The organism is Lysinibacillus sp. BPa_S21, assembly GCF_023337795.1.
Lineage (GTDB): Bacteria > Bacillota > Bacilli > Bacillales_A > Planococcaceae > Lysinibacillus.
In genome coordinates this window covers 126,850-143,420 of sequence record NZ_JALIRS010000001.1, presented here as the reverse complement: position 1 = coordinate 143,420, position 16,571 = coordinate 126,850, and the positions used below count along the sequence as shown (strand labels likewise).

Annotated in this window: 16 protein-coding genes; 5 read left to right on the top strand and 11 right to left on the bottom strand. The window is 37.0% G+C overall.

Annotation, left to right across the window (positions count from 1 at the left end):
* Position 1: 1 nt before the first annotated feature.
* The 4 genes from MOK21_RS00695 to MOK21_RS00680 form a co-directional block, all read right to left on the bottom strand.
* Complete coding sequence (locus MOK21_RS00695) at positions 2 to 1,888, bottom strand: ABC-F family ATP-binding cassette domain-containing protein (protein ID WP_249071850.1); 1,887 nt, start codon at positions 1,886 to 1,888, stop codon at positions 2 to 4.
* Between the two features lie 175 nt (positions 1,889 to 2,063).
* Entirely contained in the window at positions 2,064 to 3,533 is a 1,470-nt protein-coding gene (locus tag MOK21_RS00690; RefSeq protein ID WP_374110090.1) for an anion permease, read from the bottom strand.
* A 338-nt stretch (positions 3,534 to 3,871) separates the two neighbouring features.
* A complete protein-coding gene (locus MOK21_RS00685) occupies positions 3,872 to 4,486 on the bottom strand; it encodes an HD domain-containing protein (RefSeq protein ID WP_249071846.1) in 615 nt (204 codons plus the stop codon).
* Positions 4,487 to 5,250: 764 nt separating this feature from the next.
* Positions 5,251 to 5,484, bottom strand: a complete 234-nt coding sequence (locus MOK21_RS00680; protein WP_249071845.1) for an S-methyl thiohydantoin desulfurase domain-containing protein — start codon at positions 5,482 to 5,484, stop codon at positions 5,251 to 5,253.
* Positions 5,485 to 5,553: 69 nt separating this feature from the next.
* Between MOK21_RS00680 and MOK21_RS00675 the strand changes: the two genes are divergently transcribed.
* Positions 5,554 to 5,772, top strand: a complete 219-nt coding sequence (locus MOK21_RS00675; protein ID WP_249071843.1) for a hypothetical protein — start codon at positions 5,554 to 5,556, stop codon at positions 5,770 to 5,772.
* A gap of 205 nt (positions 5,773 to 5,977) precedes the next feature.
* On the opposite strand, the gene MOK21_RS00670 is transcribed toward MOK21_RS00675, so the two are convergent.
* Positions 5,978 to 7,657 carry a formate--tetrahydrofolate ligase gene (locus MOK21_RS00670; RefSeq protein ID WP_249071841.1) on the bottom strand — a complete coding sequence of 560 codons (1,680 nt, stop codon included), beginning with the start codon at positions 7,655 to 7,657 and terminating at the stop codon, positions 5,978 to 5,980.
* A gap of 213 nt (positions 7,658 to 7,870) precedes the next feature.
* Here MOK21_RS00670 and MOK21_RS00665 point away from each other — a divergent pair, with 213 nt between their 5' ends.
* Entirely contained in the window at positions 7,871 to 8,071 is a 201-nt protein-coding gene (locus MOK21_RS00665; RefSeq protein WP_249071839.1) for a cold-shock protein, read from the top strand.
* Positions 8,072 to 8,162: 91 nt separating this feature from the next.
* Here MOK21_RS00665 and MOK21_RS00660 read toward each other — a convergent pair whose 3' ends face one another.
* A complete protein-coding gene (locus tag MOK21_RS00660) occupies positions 8,163 to 8,948 on the bottom strand; it encodes a VOC family protein (protein WP_249071838.1) in 786 nt (261 codons plus the stop codon).
* 194 nt (positions 8,949 to 9,142) lie between these two features.
* Here MOK21_RS00660 and MOK21_RS00655 point away from each other — a divergent pair, with 194 nt between their 5' ends.
* A complete protein-coding gene (locus tag MOK21_RS00655) occupies positions 9,143 to 9,631 on the top strand; it encodes a flavin reductase family protein (protein ID WP_249071835.1) in 489 nt (162 codons plus the stop codon).
* Between the two features lie 93 nt (positions 9,632 to 9,724).
* Here MOK21_RS00655 and MOK21_RS00650 read toward each other — a convergent pair whose 3' ends face one another.
* The 3 genes from MOK21_RS00650 to MOK21_RS00640 form a co-directional block, all read right to left on the bottom strand.
* Complete coding sequence (locus MOK21_RS00650; RefSeq protein WP_249071832.1) at positions 9,725 to 9,880, bottom strand: YezD family protein; 156 nt, start codon at positions 9,878 to 9,880, stop codon at positions 9,725 to 9,727.
* A 256-nt stretch (positions 9,881 to 10,136) separates the two neighbouring features.
* Positions 10,137 to 10,802: a phosphopantothenoylcysteine decarboxylase domain-containing protein gene (locus MOK21_RS00645; RefSeq protein ID WP_249071830.1), complete on the bottom strand. Its 666-nt coding sequence runs from the start codon at positions 10,800 to 10,802 to the stop codon at positions 10,137 to 10,139.
* 101 nt (positions 10,803 to 10,903) lie between these two features.
* Positions 10,904 to 11,779 (bottom strand): LysR family transcriptional regulator, encoded by an 876-nt coding sequence (locus MOK21_RS00640; protein ID WP_249071827.1) that lies wholly within the window; start codon positions 11,777 to 11,779, stop codon positions 10,904 to 10,906.
* Between the two features lie 135 nt (positions 11,780 to 11,914).
* On the opposite strand from MOK21_RS00640, the gene MOK21_RS00635 reads away from it, so the two are divergent.
* The gene (locus MOK21_RS00635) at positions 11,915 to 12,814 is read left to right on the top strand and encodes a DMT family transporter (protein ID WP_249071825.1); all 900 of its coding nucleotides are present in this window, start codon (positions 11,915 to 11,917) and stop codon (positions 12,812 to 12,814) included.
* 145 nt (positions 12,815 to 12,959) lie between these two features.
* Here MOK21_RS00635 and MOK21_RS00630 read toward each other — a convergent pair whose 3' ends face one another.
* Positions 12,960 to 13,400, bottom strand: a complete 441-nt coding sequence (locus MOK21_RS00630; protein ID WP_249071823.1) for a Dps family protein — start codon at positions 13,398 to 13,400, stop codon at positions 12,960 to 12,962.
* A 138-nt stretch (positions 13,401 to 13,538) separates the two neighbouring features.
* Positions 13,539 to 14,513, bottom strand: coding sequence for an RpnC/YadD family protein (locus tag MOK21_RS00625; RefSeq protein ID WP_249071822.1), 975 nt, complete (start codon positions 14,511 to 14,513; stop codon positions 13,539 to 13,541).
* Positions 14,514 to 14,671: 158 nt separating this feature from the next.
* Here MOK21_RS00625 and pepF point away from each other — a divergent pair, with 158 nt between their 5' ends.
* On the top strand, positions 14,672 to 16,486 hold the full coding sequence (pepF, locus tag MOK21_RS00620; protein ID WP_249071820.1) for an oligoendopeptidase F: 1,815 nt from the start codon (positions 14,672 to 14,674) through the stop codon (positions 16,484 to 16,486).
* Positions 16,487 to 16,571: the final 85 nt, after the last annotated feature.

Genomic DNA, 16,571 nt, shown 5'->3' with positions numbered 1-16,571 from the left:
CCTATCCGTTTACGATTTCATCTAAATACGACCATCTTTCAATAAGATGTTCATATTGTGCATTTAACTCATCCAGTTTTGCCGTTAATTCCTGCAGCTTTGTAAAGTCCGCACCCGCATTGGCAATACCTTCTTCTGTCTCCATAATCGCTGCTTCCGTCTTTTCTATTTCGTCAGCAATAGTTTCCCATTCTTTTTGCTCTTTAAAAGATAATTTTTTCTTGTCTGATTTAGGCTTTTCAGTCTTAGGTTTTTCGACTTTTGGCCCCTCTACCTTCACAACTGCTTCCTGTTCACGCTTTTGTAAATACTCACTGTAAATATCAAGCGATTCATCAACATGTCCAAGACCATCTAAAATCCACAGTTTTTTAGCGATTCGATCTAAGAAAAATCGATCGTGGGAGATTGTTATAACGACTCCAGGGAAATGCTCAATGAAGTCCTCAAGCACACCTAATGTTTCAATATCTAAATCATTTGTAGGTTCGTCTAGTAACAGTACGTTAGGTTGCTCCATTAATAATCGTAATAAATGCAGACGTTTACGCTCGCCACCCGATAATTTACCAATCGGTGTACCGTGCGCATGAAGTGGGAATAAGAATCGCTCCAGCATTTGAGCAGCTGAATAACGGACACCCTCTGCATCTGTTATATCATTTGAAGCTTCTCGGATATATTCAATCATGCGTTCATTCTCATTCATTTTTGGTAAAGTTTGTTTAAAATGCGCTAACTTCACTGTCGAACCAACAAGAATTTCACCAGCATCAGGTGTCAGCTCTCCTGCTAGCATGTTCAATAATGTTGATTTTCCTACACCATTCGCGCCGATAATGCCGATACGATCGCCCTGCTGTAGTAAAAATGAAAAGTGATCTAGGATTTTTTGATGGCCAAAAGCCTTTGAAATATTTTCAGCCTCTAAAACCTTCCGACCGAGACGTGTTGTTGCTAGTCCCATTTCAAGTGAAACATCCTCAGATTTACGCTCCAAGTTCTCCTCTAACTGTTCGAAGCGCTGAATACGTGCCTTCTGCTTCGTAGAACGCGCTTTCGCACCGCGACGAATCCACTTCAATTCTGAGCGATAACGGTTTCGATCTTTTTGCGCAGAAGCCGCTTTTATTTCCTCACGAATTGCACGTGCTTCTAAATAATCCCCATAATTCCCTGTATGGCGGTACAATGTTTGATCGGCTAACTCGTAAATATGAGTCGACAGCTCATCTAAAAAATAACGATCATGGGTAATAAATATAACTGCTCCCTTTAATCGTAACACCATTTCCTGCAGCCACTCCGTAGACTGCACATCCAAATGGTTGGTAGGCTCGTCCAATAAATAAAGATCTGCCGGCTCTATTAATACTTTAGCTAAAGCAACGCGCTTTTGCTGACCGCCTGACAGCGTTAATACTTCTTTATCAAACATTTCAATTCCAAGCTTCGTCAGCGCTGTCTTAGCGAGGGCATTGACATCCCACGCCTGCTCCTCATCCATACGATGTTGCAAGCTAAATAACGTTTTCTGTAAACTTTCTGAAGTCGGATTTAACGCAAGTGCAGCAACCGTTTCCTCATACTCACGATTTAATTTTAAAATAGGGGAATCCCCTGCAAACACTGCCTGTAACACAGTTTCACCACTATTAAAAGTAGGCTCCTGTGGTAAATAAGCAACACGGTATTTATTTGGACGGTCAACATTCATTGAATCCGCTTCAATTTCTCCTGCTAAAATAGAAAGCAATGTGGATTTACCAGTACCATTAATACCAATTAGCCCAGCTCGCTCCCCCTCATAAATTGTAAATTCAATATTTTGAAAGAGCGTTTTATCGCCCACAGTTTTCGTTAAATTTTGTACTATTAAATGACTCATTACACTTGTCCATCTCTTTCATTTAGGTGTTGTTTAGTGTCAATACTACTATGTAGTTTATTATTGATATCCATTTTTATCATAACACCAAATGACAGGTAAACAAAGGACAACAAACTCTCAAAAAAATATCCGGATAGAAAATATTCTATCCGGATACAGAAGCTTATTCATATTACCAATAACCAAGAAGCTTCCACCATAATCCTCCTACTACAACAAAAATCAGGATCGTCACAACGGAAACTACAAAACCAACTGTCCACCATCTTTTTTGATCAATATAGCCTGCACCAAAGAAGACCGGTGCTGGACCAGAACCATAATGAGTAGTGGCGCCAAATAAATTACTAAATGCAGCTAATAATATCGCTGCCAACATAGCAGGTGCACCTGCTTGCAACATAACAGATAAAAACGCTGCATACATCGCACTAATATGAGCAGTAGAGCTCGCAAAGAAGTAATGAGAATAGAAATAGACTAATGCTAATATGACAACGGCCCAGATCCAGCTATACCCAGATACAAGTCCACCCACTTCATTACTAAACCATGGAATTAACCCTAGTTTGTTCATAAAAGATGCCATCATAAATAATGTTGCGAACCAGACTAGCGTATCCCATGCTCCTTCTTCCTTTTTGATATCTGCCCATGTTAATACATTTAACAATAACAGCAATGAAAGACCTATAAGAGCTGCTGTAGTAGCACTAATGCCTAAGTAGTCCCCACCTATCCATAAAGACAACACAACAACAAATACTACGATCATTCGTTTTTCAGAACTTTTAAGCGGCCCAAATTCTTCCAATTTCTTTTTCGCGATATCTGCCGCCTCTGGTGTTTCTTTGATTTCAGGCGGATAAATTTTATAAATTACATAAGGAACAACGATTAAAGCTGTTAGTCCAGGGACAATCATTGCCAATGCCCAACCGAACCAAGTAATAGTTACCCCAGCTGAATCACTTGCTAGCTTAACAATTAAAGGGTTCGCTGCCATGGCTGTCATAAACATAGCAGATGTTATTAAATTCCCTTGAAAGCCCACTTTTAAAAGAAAGGACCCCATTTTACGCTCTGTCCCATCTTCTGGTTTAGATCCGAAAGTATGAGATAATGACTGGATGATTGGGAATATAACACCACCAGCACGCGCTGTATTACTAGGAATAGCGGGCGCTAATATTAGATCACTCGCAAGTAAAGAGTAAGACAAACTCAACGTTTTTTTCCCAAAAAGACGAACAAATACATAGGCAATTCGTTCCCCTAGTCCCGTTTTAATAAATCCACGAGAAATAAAGAAGGCAATTACGATCAACCAAATCGTTGAATTACCAAAACCACTTAATGTTTCTTCAATGGTTAATGTATTCGTTATGGCAATCATAGCCATAGCTATAAAGGATACCGCTCCCATTGGCAACGGTTTCGTTATAAATCCTATAATTGTCGCCACAAAAATAGCAAATAGATGCCACGCTTTTTCATCTACTCCTGAAGGTATTGGACAAAACCAAATAGCCACACCAACAGCTAGAGAAATGAAGAAAGGAATCCAATTGACTCCGCTTTTTGCTTCTTTCATGATGTAAATACTCCTTCGACGTTTACCCCGTTGTTTTTCACAAGAGATTTCTCCCACGATCTACTATTTATACTCAGATCTCAAGATCCCATTGTCAAAAAAACATAAGTAATTATATATGCTTTATGTTATGGATGAAAAGAGATTTAGCTCATTTCTAATAAAAAAACGACCTAGATTCAAAAACTTTCCCTTTTTTGTCAATTTTATTGGTAAAAAGATACTTTATTCATTAAAATTAGCATGTGCAAATCTTTTGAAAAAATACACTTAACGCGCGAATCACAAAACATGCACGTTTTAAAAAAATTAAATTCACATTTCATCAAGTTCCAAATTTTTCAACATAAAAATCCGTTGTCTATTGGAAAAGACAACGGATTTTTTTACTTACCTATTTCATTTTGTAATTGCTCTAAAAACTGTACCATAAATTGATGGCGTTCTTCAGCCATTTGCTTGCCCTTATCTGTAATCATTAAATCCTTCAACAATAATAGCTTCTCATAAAAATGGGTTACTGAGGAAGTATTTTTATTGCGATACTCCTCCTCTGTCATGTCTGTACGTGCATTCTCTTCCTTATCGTAAAGCTTTCGACCCTTTGCCCCACCATAAGCAAATGTGCGTGCTATGCCGATTGCTCCAATCGCATCTAAGCGATCCGCATCACGTACTATTTTTGCTTCGAGAGAAGTTGCCTCTAGCTCATTGCCACCATTAAACGATACTTGCGCGATACAATCTCGAATATGTTGCTTCTTCTCCTCGCTTAAAGACAGCTCCGCAATAAGCTTATTCTCTTGCTCCTTGCTATCGGTATACTTTTTATCACTAACATCATGTAACAGCACAGCAATTTTCACGACCTCTGCATCGGCATCTGGCTCTGCCTGTAAAATAGCTAAAGCATTTTGATAAACACGTTCGATATGTTGAAAATCATGACTAGCATCAAATTGCTCGTAAATTCCACGTACTTTGTCCATTAAATTGTTCATAATCCTTGTTCAGTCCCTTCAAGCTTTATTATACTGTATTGCTTAGAATAGTTGGCAATTATTAAGTAACATATAGGCTAAACAAAAAACAATATAGAAAGTAAATTTCAATTGACAAATTTTTCAGAATATTGTAAGGTGAATGTACAGAACATTTAACTTTGTTCTGTAGCTCACTATTTCAGTGATGTACAATAACTATGTTTTGACAGATTACAATAACTTCAGCGGGCTTTACAATTGAATATTGTATTGAAAGATGACGTGCGTAAAATGAAAACCAATCATCTAAACAAATAAAAGTGAACACTTTCCCTTAGAAATTCTTTGTTTTAACCCGCATAGTGAATGTACATGACGAGATAGGTGAATAAATCATTAACTTGTTTTCACGACCAAAAAAACTTTGAGCATATGTTGCAAGTGTGTGATAGTTTTATCATTAATCGATGTTACCTTCTTCTATTCATGATCTTGAATAAGTGAACGTAACTCCTCCCATTAATGACAAATAGCCTACCAATTTCTTGCCAACATTTTGCGAAAAGGAAATTCAGAGTCGTGCAACAAAACTAGAGAATTCTTTTTAGGCAACAATTTTTCCGAATTTTTCAAACCGTAAGCGAAGTTATAAGTTATGAAGGAAGTAGGAACGATAGTTATGTTATGTAATACCAACCCGCTGAAGAAACAATAAAAGCTGCCCATCTTATTTATTTTAGATGATGGCAGCTTTTATTGTTTTTCCCCATTTTTCAACTCATTTATAGAACCGCTTTTATAACCTCATAAATCTCCTGTAACAGCACCTCATTTTTCATCGTTGTACTTAATTGTAGATGATGTTGATCGACTAAAATAACAGCAACGCGCATCCCTTCTCTAATGCTTGCACTCGGTACTGGAATCATGTTTTCCATATCAAAAGTCATGATGAGGTCTGGAAATTGAGATTGGATATTATCTTCTTTAAATACGAAAAAACCCTGGTTATACACCAGAATCTCAAATCAAGTGACTACATAATGAAACTAGCCAACTCATATCCTCTATATGAGAGGATGATTATGTTGATAAATCTAGTAGAAAATACAAGCCTTTTAGAAAACGTATATGAACTATCTATTGCCACTCTACTTCTATGTTCTGTTTTTTTCGTTAGACTTCTAAAAAAAGTAAAACGAGAGAGAAAGCTTTCTGCCTTTGAATTGACAATGGATATAATCATTCGAGTAGCCATTTTTTTATGGTTGGCTAGCTTTTTGCTTCTTCAATATGGAGCCTAACTACTTTGAACTTTCTTTCAATATTACCTTGGCATTATTACGTTCGGAATGGCTTTGTGCTTAGGCCTCTAGATGTTTTTTGTACGAAAGCGTAGCGGCAGCTGAGTTCCTCTATTAAACCGTTATTTGTCACCCGCTGAAAAAAGTTAAAAGCTGCACCCTTTAAGAAAAAGGGAGCAGCTTTAACGTTAATATTTTGTAGCACTTAGAACAACCCTACCGCATGTCCTTCATTATCTACATCCATGCGTAAGGCAGCTGGTGCTTTTGGTAAACCTGGCATTGTCATAATATCGCCTGTTAAGCAAACGAGGAAACCTGCACCGAGCTTAGGGATGACTTCGCGAATAGTAATTGTAAAGCCTTCAGGACGTCCTAAAAGACTTGGTTGGTCAGATAAAGAGTATTGCGTTTTCGCCATACAAACCGGCAGAGAATCCCAGCCGAATTTTTCGATTTGAGCAATTTGTTTTTTCGCTTGGTCGGTAAATTGTACATCTTTCCCGCCATACACTTTTTGTACAATCGTACGCACTTTTTCTTCAATAGATTCTGTTACATCGTATAAAGGTGAGAAATTGTTTTCTTCTTCAAGAACAGCCAGCACTTGTTCAGCTAAGGCTAAACCACCTTTTCCGCCTTCTTCCCAGACATTTGTACGAGCAATGCGTACATGTTTTTCTTGACACCAATTTAATACAGCAGCAAGTTCTGCCTCTGTATCTGTAATAAAGCGATTAAGTGCAATAATCGGCTCTACACCAAATGAACGAATAGTCTCGACATGCTTCTCAAGGTTTTCAATTCCTTGTAAAAGTGCCTCTACATTTTCGCCAACTAATTCTGTTTTTGCTACGCCACCATGCATTTTTAATGCACGAATAGTAGCCACAACGACAACGGCACTTGGTTTAAAGCCTGCTTTACGTGCTTTAATGTTCATGAATTTTTCAGCACCTAAATCTGAACCGAAGCCCGCTTCTGTCACAACAATATCAGCAAGCTTACGGGCCGTTTGTGTCGCCATTATCGAGTTACAGCCGTGTGCGATGTTCGCAAATGGGCCACCGTGAATAATGGCAGGTGTTCCCTCAAGTGTTTGCACTAAGTTTGGTTTGAAGGCATCTTTTAATAATAATGTTAATGCCCCTTCCACTTGAAGATCACGCACGAATACAGGCTCACGATCAAATGTATAACCGATTACGATACTTGCTAAACGTTCTCGTAAATCTTCAATACTTGTAGCTAAACAGAATACGGCCATAACTTCTGATGCAACCGTAATATCGAAGCCGTCCTCACGTGGCATCCCTTGAACAGGACCACCGAGACCTACCACAACTTTACGAAGGGCGCGATCATTTAAATCCATAACACGCTTCCAGATAATACGGCGAGGATCAATGTTTAAAGCATTTCCTTGGTGGATATGATTATCGATAAAGGCTGATAATGCATTGTTCGCAGTCGTAATCGCGTGAAGGTCACCTGTGAAATGTAAGTTAATATCCTCCATCGGTACTACCTGTGCATATCCGCCACCTGTTGCACCACCTTTAACACCCATTACAGGGCCAAGAGATGGCTCACGTAAAGCAACAGCAACATTTTTCTTCAATTGATGAAGTGCATCTGCAAGACCAACTGTAACAGTTGATTTCCCTTCACCTGCTGGAGTTGGACTAATAGCTGTAACTAAAACAACCTTTGCATCCTCACCATGTGCTGTTATTTTTAAGGGATCAATTTTTGCTTTGTAGCGACCGTATTGCTCAAGTGCATCCTCTGGAATACCTACAGCTTTCGCGATTTCTGTAATAGGTTTCATCACCGCTTGATTCGCGATTTCTAAATCTGATAAAGGTTGATTTGTCGTTGTCATTTGGCATCCTACTTTCTATGTTGTTAATTTCCATTATAGACTTAATTGTGAAAAAAATCATAGTTAGTTATACAAGCATTTCGACAATCAATTGACAACTTTGCTCAATTCATGTATGTTCTTAATGAAAATGCATTTTTTTCACATTTTCACAATTATGTCACGACTGTATTGATTTTATTCTACATTCAAGCGCATGGGAGGCGAATGCTTATGCAACAAGGAATCGTAAAGTGGTTCAATAATGAAAAAGGTTATGGCTTTATTGAATGTGATGATGGAGAAGATGTATTTGTACATTTTACGGGAATCCAAGAGGAAGGCTTCCGTACACTTGAAGAAGGTCAAAAAGTTTCATTTGATGTGGTGGAAGGCAATCGAGGCCCACAGGCGTCAAATGTTATGAAAGTATAAACGTAAAGGAGCTGTTCGATGGATGAACGGCTCCTTTTTTAGATGTTCTTAAATTGTATTAGTGCTGCTTTTTCTTATAAACGCGATAACTTCAGCGGTTGATCCAATAAAGAGCTCCGGGAAAAACCAGCGTTTCCTTCGTTCTGTCAGGATCCTTTAATGTAACGCCAAATGCCCCTTCATTTAAATGACCTAGCGTCATAGTAGTTGCAGCAACTTCGTCATAAAAATCTAGGCGAATATTTGGTAAATGTAAGGAAACAAACTTTTCTTGTTGTTCAGGCTCTGGTAATTGTAATACTTCCCGCCATAAATTCACTATAGCTTGCACATCTTTCACATAAAATTGGACAGATTCCATCGATATTGATTGATTCGTATCAATGGCTCCATTTTCTTTTAATTGTGCAACACGTTCCTCATCAGTATCAGTCCACTCAATCAAAAATGGAAAATCAATTGCTAGCTCTGGCTTCCCAAAATGCAATAGCTTCCATTCTACTACAGTGCCATCTGGTCTTGTACGACTACAAGCATCGGGTCCATATACTTCATATCCAAGTGCACGTAAACGTTGTGCCTCTTCCTCAATATTTTTTGTACGTAAGGCAATTCTTGAAAAACCATAGCGCTCGTTTGCACGTTTAAACGTATAATGTAGGGAATACGGTAATGTCACTGCATGTTCAAATAAATGACGATCATAAATGGCTATTTGCTCAATATAGTTTAATCCAAAGTAGCTTAACGTATTGTATGTCCCCCACATTGTATGTTGACCACCGTTAACTGTATGGATATTTCGTTTATTTAAGAAAACCTTTGTATTTTCTGGTGATTGAACTTGATGAACTAGATGGTCAAAAACTAAAGTCATGACTGAACCCCCTTTTTTCTATTATATACTTTACCTGTTAGTTTTGTTGGTTTAAAATAAAATTATGAATATTAGAACTATTATGAAGTTACTATATTTTATAATATCTCCTTTAAAATGCTAAGAGAAGTGATTTTAATGCTGATAGTTCATCAAAAAATTTTGTTCCGAAAATCAACGAAGAGGTGATAAGAATGACAGACAAAGTAGCTGCTTTTAAACTAGCATTAGGTAATTATCCAACAGGTGTAACGGTTGTCACTACTTGTAATGATGTAAATGAACCTATTGGCTTAACTGTCAATTCCTTTGCGTCAGTTTCCATAGATCCACTCCTTATTTTATGGTCACTTGATAAAAAATCACAGTTACATCCATATTTTACAATAGCTCAAAAGTTCGCTGTCAATATTTTAGCAAGCAATCAAGAACAATTATGTACGATATTTTCAAGTAAAATCCCAGATCGTTTCGCCCAGGCTAAATGGTCAACCTCATCTTTAGGTCTACCAGTTTTACATGATAGTGCAGCCATTTTACAATGCAAAGCATATCAGCAAATTAATGCTGGAGATCATACGATATTTATCGGGCAGGTCTTAGAAATTGATGATGCACAGAAGGAACCATTACTATATCATCGCAGACATATTGGTGAAATCCCAAAAAGTTTTTATGAATAGGCTATTGCAAAAACAGGATGATTCGTTGTTATCATCCTGTTTTTCGTCATAATCTTCTCTGTGGCCTTATAAATTTGTTCAACTATCATCTGCTTACTTTTTCTGTGGAAATCTCTGCTTTTCAAGTCTGTTAATTTGCACAATGACACCATCTTGAATCGTAATGTGTACTTCTCCAAACTCCAAATTTTGAATAGCCTTTGCTATTGCCTCTAGTTTTTTGTCATCTACCTTTGCCTGTTGAGTCATCCGATACACCCCTTCTTTTAACAAATTTTTAGTACAAGAAAGGCAAGACCGCGTAGTACATCGCTTGGGAATAATTCTATAATTCAAAAAACACATTGTCAATAATAAATACCAGAAAACTTAGTTGTTTACTAAGAAATTAAGAAAAATGACGTTTATCTATAGTGATGTCAGTATGTATCACCTTTATCTTCGGAAAAAAACAAAAATAAAAAACTGCGTAGATCTATTTTACCTCTACACAGTTTTAATCACTTTATAAAAGATCTATTAATGTTTTTGCTGTCTTTTGCTTGCCCATAACCTTTGTCGGTTTGCCTGTAGCCGGTACAATCCAGTGTGGTTCATCCCCACCATATAAAGATTGTGAGCTATTAGCTACCATAAATTGAGCGTTGGCCGATTCCATTCGCAAACGTGCGCGGGACAGTAAAAATTCCTCATCATCTGTTGCCTCAAGTTTAAAGCCCACTAATTTAACTTTCGGCTGCCACCCTTTTATTTGGCCTAATATTTTAGGCGCCTTTTTAAAGTGAATGATAGGTGGCTCATCAGATGGCATTTTACCTGTTTCCTCTATTAAATTCCCAGATTGGTCAAACACTTTATCAATGAGCCAATCGGAACCTGCAGCTGCCATAATAACGATATCCACCTGTTCTTCCTGAACAGCATGTCGAACCTTCTCGCCTAAATCTTCAATACCTTCGAATCGAATGGTACGCATTTGATCTTTATTCGCAGGAAGCTGTGCGAAATAACCATGCATATACAATACATTTGCCCCAGCCTCTAGTGCCGCTTCAGCTAAATAACAGCCCATCGATCCTTTCGATAAATTCGTATGCCCACGCACACGATCCCATTTTTCAAGTGTTCCCCCACTTGTAATGAGTACGGTCTTACCTCGTAATGTCCCCATACACTCACCTTTTTTCTAGAAAATATACAAATACTATTTTAACGTAATGCTATATCATGCTTCAATGTTGTTTTTATAGGATAAGTCGTTCCTATAAGAGGTTATTTTCTATTTTGTTCTTTTAACCAGGAACTTAATATTTCCGCAAATTGCTTTGTCACTGGTGATGCTTGGTGTTTCATAGCTATTCCAATTGTGCGATAGCCACCTTGTTTTAAAGGTATAGCTTTGATAGTAGGAGGTAAATTATACGTCACTAATTTCGGTAATATACTTATTCCAAGATGATGAGCAATCATCGAAATAATCCCTACTTCTTCCGAAAGTTCAAAGCGAATATTTGGCTTCACGTGATATTGTTCTAACAGTACTTTTACATCATTTGTCCCTTTATAGGAAGTCATAATAAATGGCATATTTTCTAATTCAACAATATCAATTTCTGCTTTATTATAAAGTGGACTTTTATCAGAGACAATACAAAGCAGCGGATCCTGCTGAAGTTCAGTAAACTGAAACTGCTTAGACTGTTGGCCATTCAAAAATCCTGCGTCAACTTCTCCACTCAATAGCCATTGTTCAATTTCATAATAATCTCCCTCACGCAATTCAACTTGTATGCCAGGAAATTGATGGTCCATAATACGAACGATTTCCGGCATCCAGTTGGAAGAAATACTTGAAATTACTCCAATCCTAACTTTCCCTCGAGTAACGCCCAGTATTTGAGCAGCTTCTTGCTGTAACAGTTCCTCTGCATCGAGGACATGTCTCATTGCCCTTAGCATTGTATCGCCTTCACTCGTTAAGATGACACCCGCTCGACTTCTATGAATAAGTGCAAAGCCGAACTCCTTTTCCAAGCTTGAAACAGCATGACTGACAGCAGATTGGGTTAATCCCAGTGCATCTGCTGCTTTTGTAAAGCTAGCTACCTCAGCCACTTTATTCAAAATCTCATATTTGACTAAACTCATCGCATTGTGTCCTCAATATACATGAATTTTTTTAATACTAATTATTATAAACATTCGTTTTACTAATAACAACACAAGAGATATAGTAAATTTTAGGTTAAAAACTGTTTTAGTACACAGATTGTAGGTGAGCAAATGGGTATCCAAGGAAAAGCAAATTTATTAATGGTTATCGTGACAATGTTTTGGGGCTTATCTTATACCTTTATGGTTATGGGGCTTGAAACATTGGCTGTTTATAATGTGGTGGCATTGCGTTGTATCATCGCATTTTTTGTAGCAGGTATTATTTTTTATAAACGCATGATTAAAGTCGATGCGAAAACATTAAAATATGCAGCTATACAAGGGTTTCTATTATTCATAGTGTTTGTCCTAAGCTTATTCGGACTAGAAACCACTTCGGTATCAAATGCTGGTTTTATTTTAAGTCTAACAGTTATCTTAGTACCTATTTTCAGCAGTTTTATTGAAAAAAAATTACCTTCAAGAGCAGTTAGCTTTGCGATTATTTGTACAATGATTGGTATTACAATTTTAACAACACATGGCTCATTTACCTTTCAAAAAGGGGATATTCTAGTTGCCATCGCTGCACTATGTTATTCGTTTTACTTGTTGTTAAACAGTACATTTACACGGAGCGTTGAATCAATTACTTATGGCATTTACCAGCTTGGTTTTGCTGGGCTATATGCACTTGTATTTACATTTATTTTCGAAACTCCAACACTTCCAAATACAACGACTTCTTGGATTGCCATTATAGGACTTGGTGTCATTTGTAGTGCATTTTGCTTCATAGGTCAAACTGTTGCACAACAGTTCACTTCTGCTACACATACAGGACTAATATTTTCCTTAGAGCCAATTTTTGCAGCAATGTTTGCTATGATGTTTATTGGTGAAGGAATCACAGTAAAAATATTAATAGGTGGTAGTTTTATCCTAATTGGTAACCTTGTTGCTCAACTGGAGCATCTACATGTATTACGCTTTATTAAAAAACATCAACATGAAAAAGCTATTAATTAATCCTTACAAACAACTAAACAGAGTGATGCATGCGCACACTCTGTTTTATATGCAATATTTTAAACTCTCCCTATTATTTACCTTTTGAAACAAAGAAAAGGAAAAAGGCAATGGAACTACTGTAAATTCCCATCACCTATTGTTATTAATGTCCTAGGAAGGCCTTCAACATCCATGCATGCTTTTCAAGAGACTGGTACATAGCATTTAGGATATCCTCAGTTCGATCGTCCCCTTCTTCTGCCGCAAGCTCCATTGTTGAATTTAAAGCCTTCATTAACTTTTGGAAATCTGCAATGATTGTAGCCACCATTTCCTCTGTCGTCTCATTTCCTGTCGCTTCCTCTACATAGGATAGCTCAAGATGTTCTTTTAACGTAGCAACTGGTTTTCCATCTTTCGAAAGAATGCGCTCTGCTATTTCATCTAGATTTAACGTTGTTTCATTATATAATTCTTCAAATTTTGCATGTAGTGTAAAGAAAGCATTTCCCGTCACATACCAATGATAATTGTGTAATTTCGTATAAAGTACAGACCATGTAGCGACAAGTTTATTCAGTTGTTTGTTTAAGTTTTGTGTCATAATTGCTCCTCCAATGTGCTAGTTGTTATAGCCATTAGTATGCGTTGTATAGTGTACTGGCTATACGCACATTTTTCACACTGACTCAAAAAAGCCATTGTAGATACAAAAAAACAAAACTAAAACATTTTTTACTAATTATTTAAGTTCCTCACGAATATCTTTTATCTTTGCCACTGGAAGCTTTGAAACTTTAGCAATCCACTCATCATCAGCACCCGTTTCAATCAAACCACTGATTATTTGTTTAATGGTTTGTTCAATTCCTTGTTCAATTCCTTGTTTAATTCCTTGTTCAATTCCTTCTTGTCTTTCTAATTCCAAAACTGCAGCAAGTGTCGGTGGTAAATCTTCTTTATATAGATGCAAAACCTCTTCCTCCCCTTTAATTTCTTCTTTTACATCCCTTACAAGTTGCTCAGATATAGCTCTTGGTAGTTTTAACAAAAAATCAATAAAGTAAAGCAACGCTCTTACTTCTTCTCGTTCCATATTGTGTAATGACCATACTTCTCTTAACAAAGCTCTTTTGTAGGCACTACGAAGGTTCATCTCGTTTTTGGTTCGATTTAAATAAATAGAGGCTAGTAACGCTTTACTAAGTAGGTTCGGTGATTTTTTCAATTCTTCTTCATCAAAATCTGAAACAACAAACTTGTTAAATGTGTAAGTGATTTCTGTACCATAATACTTTTCATGATACTGATTCTTACTTTTTGTACTCTTATTCGTAAAAATAGCAATAGCCACAATCTTCTTACCATATCGATCCCTGATACGATAGAAATACTCAAACATACGCTTCGCAAAATGTTCTTCATCGATAGCTTGTATTTCCGTATGAACAAGAATCCATTGCTCTTTCCCACTTTTAAGATGTACCTTCGCTATTTGGTCGGCTATTTTGCGTCCTTGACGATGTTCAATAATTTCTTTGAAAAGCTCCTGTTGCAAAAACTCGACTTGCTTTGAAAAGTCCACTTCTGCGTGTAATTCAGGCAAAAAGAACAACAAAAAATCTTCAAACAAATCCGCAATTAACTTCTTCCATAAATTATCTTGATTCACGTGACTAAGCTTATACATGTCCGGATTTTCCCAAACTAGAAGCATAGTAAATAGTTTCCCCCCTTTTAAATCTATTATAGCTAACCAGAACATAAGTTTCTACATTATTTTTAAGAAAATTAAAACTATTCTCTATAATTATTTCACTTTCCGAAATAGTTTCGTTATAATGAAGTCACTTATACAAAAAGGGGTGTTCATTGATGGAGGTTTTACCATTTCGAAAAGATGTACCAGTGGAACAAACATGGAATTTAAAAGATTTACTTGAAAATGACGCGGAATTTGAGCCTGTTTTAGCGCAGCTTGTGGAAGATGCGCTAAATTTCGAACATACGTATCAAGGTACAATTACTAATGCCCAAAAGGTAATTGAAGTTTTAACAGCTTATGAAGCACTGTTTGAAAGCATAGTTCCTATTGGTACTTATGCAAGCCTTAATAATCAAGCTGATCATACAGATAACGCAGCCCAAATGCGTGCAGCAAAATATAGTACGGCAGTCGGAAAAATAAGTAGTACATGTTCTTTCGTACGCAGTGAATTACTAGCACTAGATGAGTCTATTTTAGTGGAAGCTTCAACATTAAACCCAAACTATAAAGTCTATTTAGAGGAATTATTAAAACAAAAGCCTCATCAGATGCATCCGGAGGTAGAAAAAGCATTAGCTGCATTCAGCTCTACTTTTGATGCACCATATGAAACGTATAATACGACAAAGCTTATCGATATGCAGTTTGGCGAATTTGAGGCTAATGGAGAAAAACTTCCGCTTAGCTTTGTATTATACGAAAATGACTGGGAGTTTAACGCTGATACAAAAGTACGCCGTGCAGCATTCCAAGCATTCTCAAATAAGTTACGCGATTATCAGCACACAACTGCGAAAATTTATAATACACACATTCAACAGGAAAAAACAATGGCTGATTTACGAGGTTTTGATTCTGTCATTGACTATTTATTATTTAGTCAAGATGTTGATCGTTCTCTTTATAATCGTCAAATAGATCTAATTACGAAAGAACTTGCTCCACATATGCGTCGCTACGCAAAGCTTATTCAACAAGCAAATGGTATTGAAAAAATGACATTTGCTGATTTAAAGATTGCCCTTGATCCAGACTATGATCCGAAATTAACAATGACGGAAGCAAAAGAATATGTTGAAAAAGCATTAGACGTTATGGGTGAAGATTACAAAGAGATAATTGAAAAGGCGTTTAATGAACGCTGGATTGATTATGCACCAAACAAAGGAAAATCGACTGGTGCATTTTGTTCAAGTCCATATGGTAGTCATCCGTATATTTTAATGTCTTGGAACGAACGTATGAATGAGGTATTCACTTTAATTCATGAGCTTGGTCATGCAGGGCATTTTGTGAATGCACAGGCCCATCAATCCTATTTTAATAGTCGTCCTTCACTATATTTTATCGAGGCACCATCAACTATGAATGAAATGCTGCTAGCCAATTATTTATTAACCCATAACAATGACCTTCGCTTCAAACGTTGGGTAATTTCTAATATTGTGTCCAAAACGTATTATCATAACTTCGTCACACACTTGCTAGAGGCAGCTTATCAACGAAAAGTATATGAATTAATCGACGCTGGAGAAGCTGTGAATGCAACTGTTTTAAATCAGTTAAAACGCTCTGTATTAGAAGACTTCTGGGGAGACACTATCGATATTATTGAGGGAGCAGAGCTTACTTGGATGCGTCAACCACACTATTATATGGGCCTATATCCATACACATATAGCGCTGGCTTAACAATTTCTACTCAAGTATCCAAGCGTATCTTAAAAGAAGGCAAGACGGCTGTAGATGAATGGTTAGCAGTCCTTCAAGCTGGAGGTACGAAATCACCTGTAGAGCTAGCTCAAATGGCTGGTGTCGACGTTACAACCGATCAGCCTCTTCGAGATACGATAGCTTACATTGGTCACCTTATTGATGAGCTTGAACGCTTAACGACAGAAATGGAAGCTATCAAAGGCTAAACAAAACGAGAACCATCTATATTATTTAGATGGTTTTCTTTTTTAGTTCTATGTATGAAAATACGTGCATATACTAGAATCAGGG

What these genes read in the sequence shown, in the direction of transcription:
- MOK21_RS00695 (WP_249071850.1), bottom strand. Translation starts at nt 1,888, where the DNA reads ATGAGTCATTTAATAGTACAAAATTTAACGAAAACTGTGGGCGATAAA.
- MOK21_RS00685 (WP_249071846.1), bottom strand. Translation starts at nt 4,486, where the DNA reads ATGAACAATTTAATGGACAAAGTACGTGGAATTTACGAGCAATTTGAT.
- MOK21_RS00675 (WP_249071843.1), top strand. Translation starts at nt 5,554, where the DNA reads ATGTTGATAAATCTAGTAGAAAATACAAGCCTTTTAGAAAACGTATAT.
- MOK21_RS00670 (WP_249071841.1), bottom strand. Translation starts at nt 7,657, where the DNA reads ATGACAACGACAAATCAACCTTTATCAGATTTAGAAATCGCGAATCAA.
- MOK21_RS00665 (WP_249071839.1), top strand. Translation starts at nt 7,871, where the DNA reads ATGCAACAAGGAATCGTAAAGTGGTTCAATAATGAAAAAGGTTATGGC.
- MOK21_RS00660 (WP_249071838.1), bottom strand. Translation starts at nt 8,948, where the DNA reads ATGACTTTAGTTTTTGACCATCTAGTTCATCAAGTTCAATCACCAGAA.
- MOK21_RS00655 (WP_249071835.1), top strand. Translation starts at nt 9,143, where the DNA reads ATGACAGACAAAGTAGCTGCTTTTAAACTAGCATTAGGTAATTATCCA.
- MOK21_RS00650 (WP_249071832.1), bottom strand. Translation starts at nt 9,880, where the DNA reads ATGACTCAACAGGCAAAGGTAGATGACAAAAAACTAGAGGCAATAGCA.
- MOK21_RS00645 (WP_249071830.1), bottom strand. Translation starts at nt 10,802, where the DNA reads ATGGGGACATTACGAGGTAAGACCGTACTCATTACAAGTGGGGGAACA.
- MOK21_RS00640 (WP_249071827.1), bottom strand. Translation starts at nt 11,779, where the DNA reads ATGAGTTTAGTCAAATATGAGATTTTGAATAAAGTGGCTGAGGTAGCT.
- MOK21_RS00635 (WP_249071825.1), top strand. Translation starts at nt 11,915, where the DNA reads ATGGGTATCCAAGGAAAAGCAAATTTATTAATGGTTATCGTGACAATG.
- MOK21_RS00630 (WP_249071823.1), bottom strand. Translation starts at nt 13,400, where the DNA reads ATGACACAAAACTTAAACAAACAACTGAATAAACTTGTCGCTACATGG.
- MOK21_RS00625 (WP_249071822.1), bottom strand. Translation starts at nt 14,513, where the DNA reads ATGCTTCTAGTTTGGGAAAATCCGGACATGTATAAGCTTAGTCACGTG.
- pepF (WP_249071820.1), top strand. Translation starts at nt 14,672, where the DNA reads ATGGAGGTTTTACCATTTCGAAAAGATGTACCAGTGGAACAAACATGG.